The organism is Macrococcus animalis (assembly GCF_047425875.1).
Taxonomy (GTDB): domain Bacteria; phylum Bacillota; class Bacilli; order Staphylococcales; family Staphylococcaceae; genus Macrococcoides; species Macrococcoides animalis.
On sequence record NZ_CP179727.1, the window covers coordinates 1,126,366 to 1,145,964 of the forward strand.

The following is a 19,599-nucleotide window of genomic DNA, read 5'->3' on the forward strand; positions in this document are numbered from 1 at the left end:
TAATTATTGAATAACATGGAAAAAAATCTTATTAGATCTTACCTACTAAGTCTAATCCAGGTGTTAATGTTTCTCCATCTTCTTTCCACTTCGCAGGACAAACTTCACCATCATGTGTTGCAACGTATTGCGCAGCTTTCACTTTGTCTACTAATACTGAAGCGTCACGACCGATACCATCATTGTTGATTTCCATTGTTTGCACAACGCCATCAGGATCGATTAAGAATGTAGCACGTTGTGCAAGACCTGCTTCTTCATCTAATACATCAAAGTTGTTAGCAATAACATGTGAAGGATCACCGATCATAGTATATTGAATTTTACCAATCGCATCTGAATGATCGTGCCAAGCTTTGTGCGTGAAGTGAGTATCACATGATACAGAGTATACATTTACGCCTAAACCTTGTAATGTTTCATATTGATCTTGTAAATCTTCTAATTCAGTTGGACAAACGAACGTGAAGTCAGCTGGGTAGAAACAAACGATGCTCCAGTTACCTTTCATTGACTCGTTAGATACTTCAACGAATGTGTCTGATTTTGGATCATAAGCGTTAGCTGTAAACGGTAAGATTTCTTTATTAATTAATGACATGTGTAATTCCTCCTGAGAATAAATTAAATTGACTTACTTTTTCTAGATTAGAATAATTCTAATCTCTACATTTCTTATTATTACATGCTGATAGTTTTAAGTCAACCAACTCAAACTTAAAATTTATGAAAAATCTTTGACGAAAAATTTAATAATTTTTCTTAAATAAAAAATAAGTCATGTGTAATATTTATTATATAACCTAACTATAATATCAATTAACATGACTTATTCTCATTTACTCTAATTCATCATTTACTTCAGAATCAACGAGGCAAACACTGCCAAAATAACAATAGGAATAATATATTTCAGTAAGAACGCCCATATTTTGAATAAACCTCTATATTTGTAATCATTTAATTCTTCTTTTGCGATCTGCTTATCCAATTTATATCCTGTAAATATAGCAAAACAAAATGCCCCAATCGGCAGCATAATATTTGATACTAAATAATCCATGTTATCAAAGAATGTTCCCGCACCAAATTTCACTTCATTCAAGACACCATTAGATAAAGCTGACGGGACACATAATATAAATAACAATAACGAAACCAGATACACACCCTTCTTACGTTTTCGCTCGTTATTCTTTATATAATTAGATACATTAATCTCTATTAATGAAATTGATGACGTAATTGTTGCAAAAAAGAACAGTGATAAGAAAATTAAATAGAATATACTACCCATTGGTAATTGATCGAAAACGAACGGTAAGACTATAAATAATAATCCTGGTCCTTGTGCATTATCAATTCCTAGTGAAGCTGTTGCGGGGAAGATAGCAAGTCCCGCAAGAATCGTTACTAATATATTTAGTCCCACGACTGAAAATCCAGACTGTACGATATCCGTTTTATTGTCTAAATATGATGCGTAAGTTAGCATACCACCAAAACCAACAGATAAAGAAAAGAAGGATTGTCCGAGTGCAAAAAGTACTCCTTCAGCATTCATCGAACTAAAGTCTGGCTTCAAGAAGAAAGCAACACCATCCATTGCATTCGGTAAAGTTAATGAACGCAATATAATTACCATAAAGGCAATAAACAAAAGAGGCATCATTATTTTTGATGCTTTCTCAATACCCTCTTGTATCCCTTTCGATACAATATATGCGGTAAGAAGAATAAATAATGCTGCACCCAAAATCGCATATATAGGATTACTAATTAACGAACCAAATAGCGCTTCATAATTCTTGGTATGCTGTCCTGTAAAAATCACATACACTGTTCGAATCATATAGAGTAAAATCCAACCACCAATGACACTATAAAAACTCAGTAAGAAGAACACACCTATATTTCCTAAATGACCGATTAAGTTATAATACTTATTTCCTGTAATCTTTCCAAACACTTCAGTACTATATGTCTTTCCATGTCTACCAATCACAAATTCAGCAAGTAACAAAGGTAATCCAATAAACAATGTGAATACCATAAACAAGACTAAAAATGCCGCACCACCATTATCGGCCATAACATACGGGAATTTCCACATTGCACCAAGCCCTATTGCCGAACCAGCACTTGCTAATATAAATCCAATCTTTGATCCCCAAGTAGACCTTTTTTCCATGTGTAATCCCTCTTTTCATAATTTTTTAAACAAAAAAAGAGGCCAACGCATATGCCTTGGCCACAAAAAAAGAGACCAAACGCACACGCAATCGGCCTCAAGTAACGAGAATGAAGCCGTCATAGATACTTATATCTATGACGAGCATAAATATAAGTTATGACAGCTGCCACCACATATTTAATTTTGCACTTGTTTGTACAAAAGTCTTCATTGCTGTTACCTCACTTGTTTAAGATTACTGACTATTCTAACAGTATATATAATTATCGTCAATTGAATATTAAATTCTTTTTAACTTCTCTAATAATTCCTTATTGCATACTACAATAATTGAGTCCATAATATTTATTAATATTAAATAAAAAAGTGAGTGTGAAAAAAATGAATGATATTACAATCAGAGTAGTCTCTACAAGTGACTTACAAGATTTGATTACCATCAGTAAAAAGACATTCGATGACACTTTTCGTCCTGATAACAAGGATGAAGTCATCGATCATTATTTACAAACATCATTTACAGAAGAAAAAATGTTATCTCAACTTCATAATCCGCATTCTGAATTTTATTTCGCATACAGCGATAACGAAGTCGCTGGCTATTTAAAAATTAATATTAAAGATGCACAAACGGAAATGATGGGCAACAATGCTCTAGAAATCGAACGTATCTATGTGGATAATAGCTTCCAAAAACAAGGCATTGGTAAACTTCTATACAATAAAGCTATTGAGCGTGCCAAGTTTCACGATGTTAAGAAAGTATGGTTAGGTGTTTGGGAACACAATCAAAATGCTATCGCTTTTTACGATAAGATGGGCTTTGAACACACAGATTCACATGTCTTCCAGATGGGTGACGAAGCACAAACGGATTTCATTTTTACATTGAATATCATATAATATTCAAAATTGTTCAATTTCTTATATATACACTATGCTCTACAACATATATAATTAAATATATATATCATTTTTCCTTAAAATATTGTAATAAAACTCAACTTTAGGAGGAACTGCAATGGCTATCGAAATTCCAGCTAAAACGATTGAAGACACTTATGCATCAAAGGGCAACATTGAAAACGTATTAAATCAAGTCGCAACGAAAGAAGTAATGGCAGATAAAACACCTGGTCGTTACATGTTAAAAGCAATTATGTCGGGATTTTTACTTGCAATAATGGCCGTATTACAATTAGCAGCTAAAACGCAATTCGCAACTGCTGAAAATGCAGGATTAATCAACTTAATTGGTGCTATAGCATTCAGTATTGCACTCGTAATGATTGTACTAACAAACTCAGAGTTGTTAACTAGTAACTTTATGTTCTTTACTGTTGGATACTACTTCAAAACAATTACAATGAGTAAAATCGTAAAAATCTTTACGCTTTGTTTCATTGGAAATATTATTGGTGGATTCATTTTATTCGGTATGATGACAGGCACGAAAGTTATGACACCTGAAATGGTTGCTGCTTTAACAAAAACAGTAGATGCAAAAACAATTGACGCAAGCTGGCACGCGATTCTTATTAAAGGGATTTTCGCTAACTTCTTCATCAACATTGGAATCTATATCGCATTACAATGTAAAGAAGTATTAGCAAAGGTATTCTTTATTGGTGTTGGTGTTGTTATCTTCGTATTCATGGCCTACGAACACGTTGTTTACAACGCTGGATTATTTGCTGGTATGATGTTCTACAATATTGATGCATTATCTTGGATAGACGTTCTTAAAAATATTTTCTACGCATACATTGGAAACTACATCGGTGGAGGATTATTCATCGGATTAGTATATGCGTACCTTAACGGTCGTAGAGATGACGTTGTTAATAATAGAATTTAATCAATTTAGTGATTTTATATAAAAGAGGTGGAGATAATCTTCACCTCTTTTATATTTAGTAAAATAATTTTTCAGCATTCTCGTAACTTAACGCAAATACTTTATCATTCTTTTCAAGATAGACAATTTGATTTGATTCATCTTTTTTCTGAATTGATAGCTCATCATTCACTTTTACATTTTGTTCAGATAAATACTTTAATAACAATACTTCGTCTTTCACTTGCTTTAAATTAAATGTTTCTCCCTCTTTTAAATCTAATATATTATTCGTAAACTCTACTATATCATCATCCCTAGGTATTCTTGCACCATGTGGACAATATTCAGGATAACCTAACATTTCATCTAATCTTTCTATAAACATGTCTGTTACCTTATGTTCTAACACTTCCGCTTCCGCGTGTACTTCATCCCAATTATATTTTAAGGATTCAATTAAAAAACATTCGATTAATCTATGTCTTTTAAGTAATCTAACCACTTCTTGCATCCCACTTTGAGTCAATTTCACGCCTTTATATGGTTTGATTTCTACATACTTTTCTTTTTCTAACCGTGCCGTCATTTCAGACACTGAAGGAGGTTTTATACCTAATTCACTGGCAATAATTTTATTTGATACAAATTCATGTTGTCCTTTGTGATAATAAATAATTTTCAAATAATCTTCTTTCTCTTCAGTTAGCAAGTTCATCACCTCTTTTAATTAAGTTCACAATTTCCACACAATTATCCCATTGTCAAATAAAATTTCAGTGATATTATTAAATTAAAGTTTAGGTTAACCTAAACTTTAATTTAATAAACAAGAAAGTGTGGTTATATGTTTCAAATTAAAGATTTATCTGTATCAATCAATAATCAAAGTATATTATCTCATATCCATTATACACAACAAAGTTCTGGTAAGTTAATAGGGATACTCGGGCCGAATGGTGCTGGTAAATCAACACTCTTTAAATCGATGTTAGGATTTATCCAACATGAGGGTTCAACATATTTTAACGGTATACCTATCGATAAAAGAGACTGCAGTTATGTCCCCCAAAAATCAACAATTGATTTGACGTTCCCGATTACTGTAGAACAAGTCATACTATCTGGATTATATAACGGCGGACTTCAGTATCATAACCAAAAAGGATTATACAAAGTTAACGCATTAATGGTCCAATTTGAATTGACACCATTCAAAAATCGTACGTTAGATACATTGAGCGGTGGACAATTACAGCGTGTGTTAATTGCTAGAAGTTTAATGCAAGAGAAGCAATTATACTTTCTTGATGAACCTTTTGTAGGTGTTGATTTTAGAAGTTATGAAATCATACAGGATTGTTTATTTGATTTACGTGAGCAGGGAAAAATGATTTTTATTATTCATCATGATTTAAATACCGCACAAGCACTATTCGATGATCTCATTATGCTAAATCAAACCATTATAGCCAGTGGTCCAGTAGAAACAGCACTCACTCAAGAAAACTTAAACAAGACTTATTTATCTGGAGGTATAACATATGTTTGATGCTATTACACAGATGTTATCTTATCCATTTCTCGTAAGGGCGTTTATTACTGCTGCCATTGTAGGTATCGTTTCTGGAATAGTTGGTTGTCTTATTGTACTACGTGGGCTCAGTCTTATGGGTGACGCTATGAGTCATGCCGTACTACCTGGTGTTGCAGTAAGTTTTATTTTAAAAATACCAATGTTTATTGGTGCATTAATTGCAGGTCTCATAACGAGTATCATCATTGGTTCTATAACAACACATTCTAAAACTAAAAATGATGCAGCCATTGGTATCACATTCACAAGTCTTTTTTCCATTGGTGTCATTATCATCAGTTCAATTGAAAGTTCGACAAATCTCTATAGTATATTATTCGGCAATATTTTGACTGTTTCACATGAAGCAATGCTCACTTCAATATCCGTTAGTTTATTCGTTATTTTATTCATTATCGTTTGCTATCACCCTTTAAAAATGACGACTTTCGATGATGTTTTTAGTGAAATGAATGGCACTAACCCAAAATTCTGGCATTATACAGTGATGCTACTACTTGCACTGATCACAGTCATTAGCTTGCAAACAGTAGGTATAATTCTTGTTGTCGCATTACTCATTACACCTGCATCCAGTGCCTATTTAATCTCAAAGTCACTACATATTATGATGATGTTGTCAGCAATCATTGGATTCGTGAGTGCTGTCATCGGTATATATTTGAGTTATATATTCAATGTTCCAAGTGGTGCTTGCATTGTGTTATGCGCAAGCTTTATTTACACGATTATTTTTCTATCACAAAAAATTAATATAAATTTTAAGTTCAAAAAAGAAACAACAATACAATCATAATTTGGAGGAAACAACAATGAAAAAAATATTAACAACAAGCATACTATTAATAATGCTTTTCTCACTATTCGGATGTGGAAAGACTACCGATTACCATCTTAAAATCGTCACAACAAATTCAATCCTATATGACATGACAAAGGAAGTCGTTGGAGAACAAGCGAAAGTAACGAATATTGTTCCTATAGGACAAGACCCCCATGAATACGAAGTAAAACCTCAAGATATTAAAGCGATTACTGATGCAGACGTCATCATCTATAGTGGTATGAACTTAGAAACTGCAAGTGGATGGTTCCAAAAAGCTTTAAAACAGGCAGACAAAGATTTATCATCTGAATCTGTCATAGAAGCGAGTCAAGGGATAAAGCCGATTTATTTAGATATGAAACATGATAAAGATTCACTTGATCCACATGCGTGGTTAAGCATTCAAAATGGGATAAAATATGTGAATAATATTTCGAATGCCGTTCAAAAGACAGATACTAAACACGCCAAACAGTACTTACAAAATGCTAAAAGATATACCATGAATCTTAAAAATTTAGATGCAAAATATAAACATAAATTCAATGATATCGACAAATCAAAACGCCATCTGATTACGAGTGAAGGTGCGTTTAAATATTTTTCACGTGATTATGATATAAGCCACACTTATATTTGGGAAATCAATACGGACAAACAAGGTACACCAGAACAAATGAAAAAAGCTATAGATTATGTGAAGAAAAATAATGTTCAATCATTATTTGTAGAAACAAGCATTGATCAAAGAAGTATGAAATCATTAAACGAGACAACTCGTATTCCTATTCACGCTGAAGTTTATACCGATTCTATCGGAAAAAAAGGAACAGATGGCGATAGTTATTATAAAATGATGGAACATAATATTAAAGTGATTCACGATGGAATGAAATAAATACAAAGCATAACAGGTAAAACTCAACCTGTTATGCTTTTTGTCATTGTATACGCAGGATAACGTTCCCCTTTTATTTCTTTGCCTTGAATAAATCCTAGCTTTAAATACATTTCTTTTGCTGCAGTATTTGGTACATCAACGAGTAACGTAATGTATTTAATATGCGGAAAATGATGACGAATGAATTCAGGAAGTGCTAATAACGCTTGTTTTGCGTACCCCTTCCTTAAATGACGATGATCTGTCGCAAAAGATCTCACATATATACTGTTTTCAACATCGAATGCGTGCTCATATTCACTATGTTCATGCAATACAAAAAACACAACTGGCTTACCCTCTTCATTTAAACAAAATATCGGAGTACGGTTATTGTCCTCATTAGCCACTTCAACATTTGTCTTTGGACTTTTCACAAACTTCAATTGCTCTTCTGTTAATTCAAACTGTTCTAGATATGCATTGTCATCATCTATTAATGGTATAAGCTTCATAGTACCCTCCCATTCATTTTTGTAATTCAAAGATTAAAATCATGATTTCACTCACTTTATTTTATTATATCAAACCCTTTTTGAATCGTTTACTTTTATCATATTTAGGGAAGTATATTTAAAAAATGGAGGTGTTCTTATGGATATAAGACAATATAAAGTTTCTCCCAACAAACCATTTAATCTCAAAGATTACAAAACTTCAGAAAATGAAAAACAAAACAACTCAAATATTAGAGAAAATATTATACCTGATTTAACAAAAAGATTAGAAGCATTGCATTTAAAACTTCATGCTGACGAAAAAAATGGGATTATCGTCGTCTTACAAGCACTTGATGCCGCAGGAAAAGATGAGGTAATAAGTTATATCTTCTCAAACTTAAGTGCACAAGGTTTGAAAACTACATCATTTGGTAAACCTAACGAAACAGAGCAAAAACATGATTATTTATGGCGCTATAATGAGGGTTTACCGGAACGTGGCCAAATCGGTATTTTCAATCGTTCTTATTACGAGGATGTCCTTGCACCTAGAATTCATAAAACATTAGAAGACCATGAAATGCCTAAGGACAAGAACGATGATAGTATTTGGCAAACACGCTATCGTCAAATCAATGATTTTGAGCGTTATTTAACGGAAAATGGATTTGAAGTGATTAAATTTTTCTTTAATATGTCTAAAGATGAGCAACGCAAAAGATTACTTGAGCGTATGACAAATAAAGAAAAGAACTGGGAATTTTCATTTAATGATGTTAAAGAAAGAGAACATTGGGATGAATATCAAGAAATATTTGCTGAAATGCTTGAAGCCACATCTACCGAACATAGCCCTTGGTATATATTACCAGCTGATGACGAATGGCACACACGCCGAATTGTAACCGAAGTAATGATAAATAAGATTGATCAATTAAACCCTAAATTTCCTGAGATTTCTCCAGAAAATCAAGAAAAATTAGATGAATATATTCAAAAACTTAAAAAAGACTAATTTTTTTACAAAAAGTTATTTGACAATTCTGAATTTATAATCTAGAATAGTCATTAATTCTTACAACTGAATACAACTTATCCAGAGCGGTGGAGGGACTGGCCCGATGAAACCCAGCAACCTATTCAATTAGGTGCTAATTCCAGCAGGTACAACCTGAAAGATGAGCATATGAGTCTACTTCTTTGAGGTAGACTCTTTTTTTTGCTCCTCTAACCAAATTTATGAATAGCATTTATTAAATTTATTTTAGGAGGGTTTTTATTATGATAAACAACTACAAATTTGAAACGAAACAGGTACACGCAGGACAAATTATTGATAGCGAAACAAATGCACGTGCACTCCCTATTTACCAAACAACATCATTCACATTTAATAGCACTGAGCATGCTGCTAACCTGTTCAGTTTAAAGGAAGCTGGGAATATTTATTCACGATTAACGAACCCTACTACAGCTGCATTTGAAACACGCGTTGCTGAACTCGAAGGTGGTGTTGCAGGTGTTGCGGTGGCTTCAGGTATGGCAGCCATTACATACGCAATTCAAACGATTGCAAGTAGTGGTGATCATATTGTTGCTACAACAAGTCTATATGGAGGTACCCACACTTTATTTGAACATACATTCAAAAGATTCGGTATTGAAGTGAGCCTCGTAGATACGAAAGATTTAAATAATGTCAAAAATGCATTACAAGAAAATACGAAAGCAATCTTTGTAGAAACAATTGGTAATCCAGAAGGTAACGTTGAAGACTTGGAAGCTTTGTCTATAACTGCACATGAGCATGGTGTCCCATTAATCGTTGATAATACTTTCGCATCCCCTTATCTTTGCCGTCCTATTGAATTTGGTGCAGATATTGTCGTTCATTCAGCAACAAAATTCATCGGAGGTCACGGTACTTCAATAGGCGGTGTTATTGTTGATAGTGGTAAATTTAATTGGCATAATGGCAAATTTAATGGCCTCACTGAACCTGATCCAAGCTATCATAATTTAATATTTACAAAAGCATTTGGTGAAGCAGCGTACGCTTTTAAAATTCGTACGACATTACTTCGAGATACAGGTGCTGCCATTTCACCATTTAATTCATTCCTACTCGTTCAAGGGTTAGAAACACTATCACTTCGCGTAGAACGTCATGTTGAAAACACTAAGAAAGTGATTGAATTTCTATCCAACCACGATAAAGTCGCTTGGATAAAATACGCTGATACACCAGATAGTCCTTATAAAGCATTACAAGAAAAGTACTTACCAAAAGGGGCTGGATCAATATTTACGTTCGGTGTCAAAGGGGGCAGTGATGCAGGTAAAAAGTTCATTGAGTCTCTTGAACTATTCTCATTACTCGCAAACGTTGGAGATGCAAAGTCTCTTATTATTCATCCTGCCTCAACGACACATGCACAACTTACTGAAGCCGAACAACTTGCTGCTGGTGTAAGTCCAGAAACAATTCGAATTTCAATTGGCATTGAACATATTGATGATATAATAGCAGACCTTGACTACGGATTGAGTATGATTTAAATGACATTAACACAAACGAATAATAATCATTCACGTATCCTTATCGTCAATTTAATGCCAAATAAAATAGAAACGGAATTACAATTCAAACGTCAATTTGCAGACTCACATGTTTTAATCGACTTTCTATATTTAAAGACTCATCAAACAAGCACAGAAAAACAACGTTATGTTGAAAAGCACTATTATAATTTCGATGAAGCTAGACACCTACATTATGACGCATTGATTGTGACCGGTGCGCCTGTTGAACATTTACCTTTCGACTCTGTCGATTATTATGAAGAATTAAAAACAGTACTCGACTGGTCAAAAAATCAACAACAAACACGTTTATTTATCTGTTGGGGAGCTCAATTTGCATTACACCACGAATATAATCTCATTAAGGAGCCCTTTCCAAATTTACAAAAACTTTTTGGCATTTATGAATACGATGTGTTAGAAAAACATTATTTAACGCATGGCCATAATACGTATCATATTCCACAATCACGTTATACAAATATAGATTTGCAGGACATTAAACAAAAGACAGACTTATTAATTTTAAGTTCACATCCTATTTTTGGTGCAGATATATTAGTTTCTAAAGATAACAAAGATATTTATATTAATGGTCATTTGGAATATTCATCTAACACATTACATACTGAGTATATTCGAGATTGCAGTAGAGGAATAAACATCACTATTCCAAAACATTATTATAAACTGAACAATACAAATAATTTAGTTATATCCCATTGGCAACCTTTTGCGAATCAATTTTTTAAGCGTTTTGTCACACTGATTAATGCTCAAAACTGCGATCCACATGCTATTTATATTGATCACAACAAAAACACATCATAATTTAGATACTCACATTCCTTTCGATAGTATTATATTGTCACTTGCGTTACGATTAAGATAATACTTATACGTAAAGGGATGTTTCTTATGGAAAATGAAAAATGGCATAATCTATCTAGCGGTGATATTGTCTCACGTCTTAATTCCTCCGTAAATAATGGACTCACTCATGACCAAGCGGCAAACAATCAACAATCTTTCGGGCCTAATGCCCTACCTAAACGCAAAGAAAAACCTAAAATTCTTAAGTTCTTAAGCCATTTTAATGATGTCTTAATTTACGTCTTACTCATTGCAGCTGCAATTACAGGTATCCTCGGACATTTCCTAGATATGTCTGTCATTATTCTTGTCGCTTTTATTAATGCTATCATCGGATACGTTCAAGAATCACGCGCTGAAAAAGCACTCGATAGTATTCGCAATATGATGACAAGTTCAGCTGTTGTTATTCGTGATGGCCGTAGTCAAACCATTCCAAGTGAACAACTGACGATTGGAGATATTGTCATCCTTTCTTCAGGCGAGAAGATTCCTGCCGATCTACGCCTCATTGAAGCAAATAACTTAAAGATTGAAGAGTCCGCTTTAACAGGCGAATCGGTTCCAGTTCAAAAGCACACACAACAAATTGATGACGATGCAGTACTCGGTGATAGAAAGAATATGGCGTATTCCAGTTCTTCAATCACATCAGGTTCTGGTGTTGGCATCATTGTGGCAATAGGGAAAGATACAGAACTCGGAAAGATTAACCAATCGATGACTGATACAGAACAAATGGCTACACCACTCATGAAACAAACTGGTGAATTCGGTAAAACGGTCAGTATCGGTATTGTAGTCATTTCAATCGCAATTTATTTATTCGGTCGTTTCTATCACAATTATCCTGCCGGTGAATTACTCTTATCTGTGATTGCATTAGCTGTTGGTGCAATTCCTGAAGGATTACCCGCTGTTATCTCAATCATTCTAGCTCTCGGTGTACAATCGATGGCCAAGAATAATGCAATCGTGAAGAACTTACCTTCAGTCGAAACATTAGGTTCTGTATCGGTTATTTGTACCGACAAGACAGGTACATTAACAAAAAATGAAATGACCGTCACATCAATTGATTTAATGCATAACAGCTATCAAGTAACAGGTACAGGTTATGAACCGATTGGTGAAATTCTACCAAAGTACAATGAAACACCTGAAACGGAACAGGAATTATATCAATTTTTAACATGTGTCAAAACCGTTAATGAAGCACGGTTATCTCAAGATGAAGATGGACAATATCAAATTACAGGGGAGCCTACTGAAGGTTGTTTAATGACGCTTGTACATAAAACAGATTTAGAAATTCCAAACTTACCGGCTATTGATAAAATTCCATTTGATTCTCTTTATAAATACATGGCCTATCTCGTTGAAGACCAAGGTAAGAAACGCATTTACATTAAAGGTGCCCCTGACAGAATATTTGACCGTGTATTTACAAATAAAGATAGAAGACGTGTTTGGGAAGATAAACTGAGTGTGATTGCTAAAGAAGGTAAACGATTAATCGCAGCGGGATACAAAGATATGCCTGATGATACGACCACCATAACACATGAAGATTTAGAAGATGGTGTCACGTTACTCGGACTCGTTGGTATTATTGACCCTCCGCGTGAGTCTTCTATAAAAGCAGTCGGTGAGTGTCAAAAAGCCGGCATAGCAGTCAAGATGATTACTGGTGACCACAAAGAAACGGCAATGGCTATTGGAAAACAACTTGGTATTGGTGACGGTACTAAGGCTATTGAAGGTCAAGAACTGGATAATATGAGTGAAGATGAATTATATACTGCTGCACTTGAATATGACGTGTTTGCGAGAACGAGCCCAGAGAATAAATTACAACTTGTTAAAGCATTACAAAAGCACGATGAAATTACTTCGATGACGGGTGATGGTGTTAATGATGCCCCCGCCTTAAAGCGTGCGGATATCGGTGTTGCGATGGGCATCAAAGGTACTGAAGTATCCAAAGATGCTGCGCGTATGATTCTTGTAGATGATAACTTTGAAACGATTGTGGATGCCGTTCGTGAAGGACGACGCGTGTATGATAACTTAAAGAAAACGATACTATTCATCTTACCAACAAACGGTTCTCAAGGGTTACTCATTTTAGCAGCTATATTGTTCGGAATTTCTATTCCCCTCACACCTGTTCAAGTGCTGTGGGTGAATATGGTGACTGCTATTACCATCTCATTTGCACTCGCATTTGAACCATTAGAACCTGGTGCAATGAACAGAAAACCAAGACACAAATCCACACCATTACTGAGTAAATACTTCTTGTTTAGAATATTACTCGTGTCCATTATAGTTGCTGGGGGTATATTACTCGCTAATCTATATTTAAAAAGCTTTGAATTAGATAAATCGGTACTCAATACGATTACATTACAGTCACTCGTATTTGCGTTAATATTCCATTTATTCAATTGTCGACATTTAAATCAGTTTTCTATTAATAAAGACTTCTTTAAAAACAAAGTCGCATTTATTGTATCTGGATTGCTAATTGCATTGCAGTTATTCATCACGTATGTACCATTTTTAAATACAATATTAAAGACCGCACCACTAACACTTTCACAGTGGATGATACCGATTGGTATTGGTATTGCAGTATTTATCTTAATTGAAATTGAAAAATGGATCACTCGTACTATTTTTAAATATGAAGCATAACAAAATCGGCATCGTATCCATCATTAATAATGTTTTACCACCAACGATGCCATTTTACTTAAATGCTAATTTAATATTTATGCTTGCAGGACTGTTCTTATTGGAGAAGAATAATGTGATTCATGTGAAACAATTAACGAAAACATTCAAAAAAGGTGATACTGAAATCACAGTATCAAATGAAATTAATTTACAAGTCAATGCTTTCGAAGTGGTTTGTTTATAAGTCCCATGAGGTTCCGGGAAAAGTACCTTACTGAAGATGATACATATTAAAAATGATAGAATAAACGATAAGCAAGAACGAAAATCCAAAGGCAATGTTTTATGCCTTTGGATTTTTTATTGGGAGTATATTAAATGATTATAAAAAGATAATTAGTGTGTTACTTCCGACGTTGCAATACCCGTGACTGACTTTACTTGAACTTCTCTAAACTTATCTTGAGACTCTTGTTTGCCTAAGAATGTCCCTAAGAATGCTGCAATAAATCCAGCAGGCACAGAAATGATCGCCGGATTAGCTAACGGGAAGATTGGTTCCATATTAATAAACCCAGTTCCTGCAGTGTTCATCACGTTTGGACTTAAGATTACTAAAATAATCGAAGTAAGCAATCCAACTACAATCCCTGCAATTGCCCCTTGTGTATTAAATCGTTTCCAGAAGATTGTGTACACAATGACCGGCAAGTTAGCACTAGCTGCTACACAGAATGCAAGTGATACAAGAAAAGCCACGTTCATATTTTGAGCAAACAACGCGAGTGTAATTGAAAGAATAGATACTGCCAGTGATGCAATCTTCGCTGCACTCATTTGCTCTTTCTCACTGATGTTACCTTTCTTAATAATTTCACCATAAATATCATGTGCGAATGCTGATGCTCCTGATAATACAAGACCTGCAACAACGGCTAAGATTGTTGCAAATGCGACCGCACAAACAAACGACATGAGTAAGTCGCCACCGAGTTTGTCTGCAAGTAATGGCGCTGCCATATTCCCCGCTGGATTCGCTTTAAGGATTTCTTCACGTGATAAAAGACTTGCTGCACCAAATCCTAAGAATATCGTTAAGATGTAGAAAATACCGATGATCCAAGTCGCCCACATCACTGAACTTCTTGCAGTTTTCGCATCACTTACTGTAAAGAAGCGCATTAAAATATGCGGTAAACCTGCTGTACCGAACAGTAATGCAATGATTAAAGAAATATTATCTAACGGTGATTTCCCTTGAGATCCTGGATTAATATATTCCCCTTTAAAGTCTGCTGACTTAATATCTTTCATTTGTCCAAACATCTCCGCAATACTAAAGTTGAAATGCTTTAATACTAAGAAAGAGATAATAATCGTTCCGACCATCAAGAGTATCGCTTTAACCATTTGCACCCAACTCGTTGCAGTCATCCCACCAAATAATACGTAAATTGTCATCATAATCCCCACAATAATAACTGCCCACGTATACGGAATATTAAATAATAATTGAATGAGTGCCCCTGCCCCTACAAGTTGCGCTAACATATAAAAGATAACAATGGTTATTGATGAGACCGCTGCAGTTGCACGCACCTTCTTTAACTCAAAACGTGCTGCAATCATATCTGCTAACGTATATTTTCCTAAGTTTCTTAATGGCTCTGCCACTATGTATAATACAATTAAATATGCTGTTAAATATCCGATGCTGTAAAAGAAGCCATCAAATCCCCATAATGCGATGGCACCAGCAATACCCAAGAACGATGCAGCTGATAAGTAGTCCCCTGCTATGGCTAATCCATTCTGCCAACCTGTAAGACCCCCACCTGCAGTATAGAAATCTTCAGCAGAATTTGTTCTCTTTGAAGCGAAATATGTAATGAGCAACGTTAAACTGACAAAGAATAAAAACATCACAATTACTGTTGTATTCATTAGCGTGCCCCCCTTTTGTACTCACTAATGATACGATCACTTGCCTCGTCAAATGACTTTGCTTTACTCATATACATCGTTACTAATGTCCAAACCATAATAAATAATAAGAACGCATAAACCCATGCCCAAGAAATATTCCAAAATGCAATATTATTAAGTATTGTCGTATATCCCGTGAGTATTGGAAATAGTAACGTTGCAATGATAAAGAATACAGATAAAGGAAAGATAAAACTATTCCTCGATTTAACTAAATCATTGAATGCTTGTGACTCGGCAATCTTGTTATAATCTTGTTGATTCATGAAATCATCTCCTCGTGTTTAAGTGTAAAAATTCCTCCCAAAATCTATTTTATTAATTTGTCAGAATATTGTCAATCTTCAAATAAAATAAACTCTAAAATCTTTTTTTAGACTTTAGAGTTTATTTATAAAATTTGATTCAATATTAACAACGTACATATTTACGTTTAAAGCCAATTCTATCTTTCTCGATAGCTTTCTCAATGGTTTCTAACGGATTTACTTCACCGGGTGGTTTATTCTCGCGGTTAAATGGTACAGCACCAACTGCCTTCGCAACAGATGTAGCTTTGTCATGTAAATCCACATATGAAATCGCGACACATTGAATAAAGTTACCGATACCTACTTTTGTTCTGTCTGGTGCAGTGTGGATTTCTTTTTCAGCACGGACTAACATCTTACTTAATTTCTCAGTATCAAATGTATCGTCTTTTTTATGTCCAAGTAACCAACTGTAGCAATTCCACCCTGCACTCATCTTTAAATCTTCCCCTGAATCAATCCATTTATCTGCAACTTGTTGTGCAAAATCCGCTTCCGATAACGTCACAGCGACTACAAAGTCAGATAACATGTAAAAGTATGCCCCATCAATCCAACGGTCATAATCCGCTTCTGTCATTGCATTTGGATCAGCAATAACCCCCGCAAAATACATTGCATCATAATTCCCCGTTGCATATAACTGATCCGCTAAAGCTTGATCTTTCTTGATTGCTTTACGCATCGGTTTCATTGCGCCAGTCGCTACACCAAAAAGAGGTTCATGTGCACCATTGCCCATATAAATCTTCTTCATACGCTCTTTTCCTAGTGATTCAAGCTCAGCCATTACCTCTTCAAACGTCATTAGTTCATCCCCTTAATAATATGTCTTATCAATAGTATAATAAGTAATAACTTTATTATACTGATTACACCGGAGGGACTCCAATGATTAAAGTGAAAAACCCAGACCCCATATTTCTAGAAGGTAATGACCATGCAATTCTGCTTCTCCATACATTTACAGGCACGGTACGAGATGTGAAACAACTCGGAACGTATTTAAATAAACAAGGATTTACCGTACTCATCCCGTCTTATCCAGGACATGGATTACCGATACAGGACTTCGTGAAATACGATATTAACGATTGGTTTCAGACTGTTGAAGAAAGCTACTTACAACTTAAAGAAAATTATGACACAATCAGTTTAGTCGGTGTATCTTTAGGTGGATTATTCTCACTCAAACTCGCAGAAATATATGATGTCAACCAACTGATTGTTATGAGTGTACCGATGAAAAAAGACCCAGAAGGAATTAAATATCGCTTACGACAGTTTGCACCACGTATGCATAAAGTCATTACGCATGAACCATATCCTGAAACAAATAACAAATTGATTGATGACTATCAAGGTGCGCAAACATTCGTTGATTTTATAGACGACATCATGTCCAACTTAGATCAGATTAAAAATCCAACGACGTTACTTTATGGAGATTTAGACGATAAAAGTTACCATGAAAGCGCACAATTTATATACGATAATATTAACGCACCTAAACATATAGACCATTACGTTAATGCAGGTCATTTAATGACAACGAGTAGCGATAAATATATACTTTTCGAAGATATTTATCGCTACTTAAAGTAGGTTAACCTAAAAAAATAGCGCAATTTGCGCTATTTTTTAATGTGCATTTTCATCAAATTTTTCTCTACGTAATCGTTCTGGATAATCTACCAACCAGAAAGTTGCATTCGGTAATTCTTTAGGGTCTGGATGATAAACAGCATATCGTCCTGATCCTTTTTCTTTCTTCTGTCTTTCGTAATCTCTGAGCGCTTTAATGGCTGGTTTATGAAGTATCCAAATAGCAATGACATTAGACCAAGCCATCAGTCCAACACCTATATCACCTATTGCCCAGGCAAGGTCTGCTGCCTTAATTGCACCAAATATTGAAGATCCAATAACAAGTACTCGTATAATATTAATACCTAATTTCGAAGCTGATTTACTACTTTTTCGCATTAAATAAGATATATTGGTCTCTGCGATATAACCGTAAGCAAGAATTGTTGTAAAGGCAAAGAAGAATAATGCAATCGCAATAAAGTATGATCCAATACCTGAGTATGCTGGATCAAACTGATAGCCGCTGCCATGGAAGGCTTTATCTATCCCAGCTTGTACATACATAGCAGTTCCTGAAACATCTTTTGCACCATCTGCCCCTTCTACATATATACCACCATCTTTAATTAGATTTGGCATACCATCTTTCCCCGTAGTACCATCTGTTGTATTAAATGTTCCTGATAATAAAATGATTAATGCTGTAGCTGAACATACAAATAGTGTATCTACATATACTGAGAATGATTGAACTAAACCCTGCTTAGTTGGATGTGACACTTCTGCCGCCGCCGCTGGGTGAGGTCCAGTCCCTTGTCCCGCCTCGTTTGAATAAAGTCCTCTCTTAACTCCAATTTCAATCATCGCTCCGAAAATACCCCCAAACGCTGATTCCATATTAAAAGCTGACTTAAATATTAAAGCAAATAATCCAGGTACTTTATCAATGTTCATAAATATAATCACTAATGCCATACCGATATATAAAATCGCCATAAAAGGTACGACTGCCGTTGCTACTGTAGCAATCTGCTTAACCCCACCAAATATAATTAGCGCCAAAATGATTGCCAAGATAATAGCTATAATCCATGCATCAATCCCAAATGCATTTTTCATAGAACTAGAAATTGCATTTGCTTGCACACCAGGTAATAAGACACTTGTTGATAATGCTGCAATTACAGCGAAAACGACCGCATAAATCTTACCTACATTCCCCTTAATGCCTTGTTCAATATAAAAAGCTGGACCCCCTCGATATTCACCATCAACTTCTTTTTTATAGATTTGTGCTAATGTAGATTCAAGAAATGCAGAACTAGCACCCAAGAAAGCTGACATCCACATCCAAAAAACTGCTCCAGGTCCACCAATGAAGATTGCAGTTGATACCCCAACGATATTACCTGTCCCAACACGTCCCGCAAGTGACAATGCTATCGCTTGGAAACTCGATATACCAGTAGGTGACTTCTCTCCTTGAAACATTAACCGTATCATTTCTTTCAAATGTCTAATTTGAAAGAATCCCATTTTTATTGAAAAGAATATCCCTGTAAATAAAAGACCATAAACTAATGGTAAGCTCCATACGACTTCATTCAGAAAACTAACAATAATCTCCATAATTATTACACCCCTTTAATATGTTAACGCATACACTTACCATTTCATTATATAGTCACAATTTACATGTGGCAATAGCATTTATTGATTATTCTGAATATTTAGTCAGAT

At 34.8% G+C, this 19,599-nt stretch carries 19 protein-coding genes and 1 riboswitch; of the genes, 11 read left to right on the plus strand and 8 right to left on the minus strand.

Going from position 1 to position 19,599, the window contains the following annotated elements:
• Positions 1-31: 31 nt before the first annotated feature.
• Together ahpC and ACMGE9_RS05915 are read right to left on the minus strand one after the other, a co-directional pair.
• Positions 32-601 (minus strand): alkyl hydroperoxide reductase subunit C, encoded by a 570-nt coding sequence (gene ahpC, locus ACMGE9_RS05910; RefSeq protein ID WP_414044313.1) that lies wholly within the window; start codon positions 599-601, stop codon positions 32-34.
• A 255-nt stretch (positions 602-856) separates the two neighbouring features.
• Positions 857-2,191, minus strand: coding sequence for a sodium-dependent transporter (locus ACMGE9_RS05915; protein ID WP_414044314.1), 1,335 nt, complete (start codon positions 2,189-2,191; stop codon positions 857-859).
• A gap of 384 nt (positions 2,192-2,575) precedes the next feature.
• Between ACMGE9_RS05915 and ACMGE9_RS05920 the strand changes: the two genes are divergently transcribed.
• Together ACMGE9_RS05920 and ACMGE9_RS05925 are read left to right on the plus strand one after the other, a co-directional pair.
• On the plus strand, positions 2,576-3,097 hold the full coding sequence (locus tag ACMGE9_RS05920; protein WP_414044315.1) for a GNAT family N-acetyltransferase: 522 nt from the start codon (positions 2,576-2,578) through the stop codon (positions 3,095-3,097).
• Positions 3,098-3,215: 118 nt separating this feature from the next.
• Positions 3,216-4,052 carry a formate/nitrite transporter family protein gene (locus tag ACMGE9_RS05925; RefSeq protein ID WP_414044316.1) on the plus strand — a complete coding sequence of 279 codons (837 nt, stop codon included), beginning with the start codon at positions 3,216-3,218 and terminating at the stop codon, positions 4,050-4,052.
• 55 nt (positions 4,053-4,107) lie between these two features.
• On the opposite strand, the gene ACMGE9_RS05930 is transcribed toward ACMGE9_RS05925, so the two are convergent.
• On the minus strand, positions 4,108-4,743 hold the full coding sequence (locus ACMGE9_RS05930; protein WP_414044317.1) for an iron dependent repressor, metal binding and dimerization domain protein: 636 nt from the start codon (positions 4,741-4,743) through the stop codon (positions 4,108-4,110).
• 135 nt (positions 4,744-4,878) lie between these two features.
• On the opposite strand from ACMGE9_RS05930, the gene ACMGE9_RS05935 reads away from it, so the two are divergent.
• From ACMGE9_RS05935 to ACMGE9_RS05945, 3 genes are read left to right on the plus strand one after another with little or no spacing between them, the layout of a single operon-like run.
• Positions 4,879-5,583: a metal ABC transporter ATP-binding protein gene (locus ACMGE9_RS05935; RefSeq protein WP_414044318.1), complete on the plus strand. Its 705-nt coding sequence runs from the start codon at positions 4,879-4,881 to the stop codon at positions 5,581-5,583.
• Positions 5,576-6,424: a metal ABC transporter permease gene (locus ACMGE9_RS05940; RefSeq protein ID WP_414044319.1), complete on the plus strand. Its 849-nt coding sequence runs from the start codon at positions 5,576-5,578 to the stop codon at positions 6,422-6,424. Before ACMGE9_RS05935 ends, ACMGE9_RS05940 begins: the two co-directional genes overlap by 8 nt.
• Positions 6,425-6,440: 16 nt before the next feature.
• Complete coding sequence (locus tag ACMGE9_RS05945) at positions 6,441-7,352, plus strand: metal ABC transporter solute-binding protein, Zn/Mn family (protein ID WP_414044320.1); 912 nt, start codon at positions 6,441-6,443, stop codon at positions 7,350-7,352.
• 23 nt (positions 7,353-7,375) lie between these two features.
• Here ACMGE9_RS05945 and ACMGE9_RS05950 read toward each other — a convergent pair whose 3' ends face one another.
• Complete coding sequence (locus tag ACMGE9_RS05950) at positions 7,376-7,849, minus strand: GNAT family N-acetyltransferase (RefSeq protein ID WP_414044321.1); 474 nt, start codon at positions 7,847-7,849, stop codon at positions 7,376-7,378.
• 139 nt (positions 7,850-7,988) lie between these two features.
• Here ACMGE9_RS05950 and ACMGE9_RS05955 point away from each other — a divergent pair, with 139 nt between their 5' ends.
• The 5 genes from ACMGE9_RS05955 (at position 7,989) to ACMGE9_RS05975 (ending at position 14,216) form a co-directional block, all read left to right on the plus strand.
• Positions 7,989-8,849: a PPK2 family polyphosphate kinase gene (locus tag ACMGE9_RS05955; protein WP_414044322.1), complete on the plus strand. Its 861-nt coding sequence runs from the start codon at positions 7,989-7,991 to the stop codon at positions 8,847-8,849.
• Between the two features lie 74 nt (positions 8,850-8,923).
• A riboswitch (SAM riboswitch) is annotated at positions 8,924-9,019 on the plus strand.
• Between the two features lie 96 nt (positions 9,020-9,115).
• Entirely contained in the window at positions 9,116-10,393 is a 1,278-nt protein-coding gene (locus ACMGE9_RS05960) for an O-acetylhomoserine aminocarboxypropyltransferase/cysteine synthase family protein (protein WP_414044323.1), read from the plus strand.
• Positions 10,394-11,248, plus strand: a complete 855-nt coding sequence (locus ACMGE9_RS05965; protein ID WP_414044324.1) for a homoserine O-acetyltransferase/O-succinyltransferase family protein — start codon at positions 10,394-10,396, stop codon at positions 11,246-11,248.
• Positions 11,249-11,335: 87 nt separating this feature from the next.
• On the plus strand, positions 11,336-13,990 hold the full coding sequence (locus ACMGE9_RS05970; RefSeq protein WP_414044325.1) for a cation-transporting P-type ATPase: 2,655 nt from the start codon (positions 11,336-11,338) through the stop codon (positions 13,988-13,990).
• The gene (locus tag ACMGE9_RS05975; protein ID WP_414044326.1) at positions 13,980-14,216 is read left to right on the plus strand and encodes a hypothetical protein; all 237 of its coding nucleotides are present in this window, start codon (positions 13,980-13,982) and stop codon (positions 14,214-14,216) included. Before ACMGE9_RS05970 ends, ACMGE9_RS05975 begins: the two co-directional genes overlap by 11 nt.
• Before the next feature lie 152 nt (positions 14,217-14,368).
• On the opposite strand, the gene ACMGE9_RS05980 is transcribed toward ACMGE9_RS05975, so the two are convergent.
• The 3 genes from ACMGE9_RS05980 to ACMGE9_RS05990 form a co-directional block, all read right to left on the minus strand.
• Entirely contained in the window at positions 14,369-15,916 is a 1,548-nt protein-coding gene (locus ACMGE9_RS05980; RefSeq protein WP_414044327.1) for a cation acetate symporter, read from the minus strand.
• Positions 15,916-16,224 carry a DUF485 domain-containing protein gene (locus ACMGE9_RS05985; RefSeq protein WP_414044328.1) on the minus strand — a complete coding sequence of 103 codons (309 nt, stop codon included), beginning with the start codon at positions 16,222-16,224 and terminating at the stop codon, positions 15,916-15,918. The genes ACMGE9_RS05980 and ACMGE9_RS05985 overlap by 1 nt, the downstream gene beginning before the upstream one ends.
• A gap of 145 nt (positions 16,225-16,369) precedes the next feature.
• Positions 16,370-17,077 carry a DNA alkylation repair protein gene (locus ACMGE9_RS05990; RefSeq protein ID WP_414044329.1) on the minus strand — a complete coding sequence of 236 codons (708 nt, stop codon included), beginning with the start codon at positions 17,075-17,077 and terminating at the stop codon, positions 16,370-16,372.
• A gap of 83 nt (positions 17,078-17,160) precedes the next feature.
• Here ACMGE9_RS05990 and ACMGE9_RS05995 point away from each other — a divergent pair, with 83 nt between their 5' ends.
• The gene (locus tag ACMGE9_RS05995; RefSeq protein WP_414044330.1) at positions 17,161-17,874 is read left to right on the plus strand and encodes an alpha/beta hydrolase; all 714 of its coding nucleotides are present in this window, start codon (positions 17,161-17,163) and stop codon (positions 17,872-17,874) included.
• A 36-nt stretch (positions 17,875-17,910) separates the two neighbouring features.
• Here ACMGE9_RS05995 and ACMGE9_RS06000 read toward each other — a convergent pair whose 3' ends face one another.
• Positions 17,911-19,491, minus strand: coding sequence for an alanine/glycine:cation symporter family protein (locus ACMGE9_RS06000; RefSeq protein ID WP_414044452.1), 1,581 nt, complete (start codon positions 19,489-19,491; stop codon positions 17,911-17,913).
• Positions 19,492-19,599: the final 108 nt, after the last annotated feature.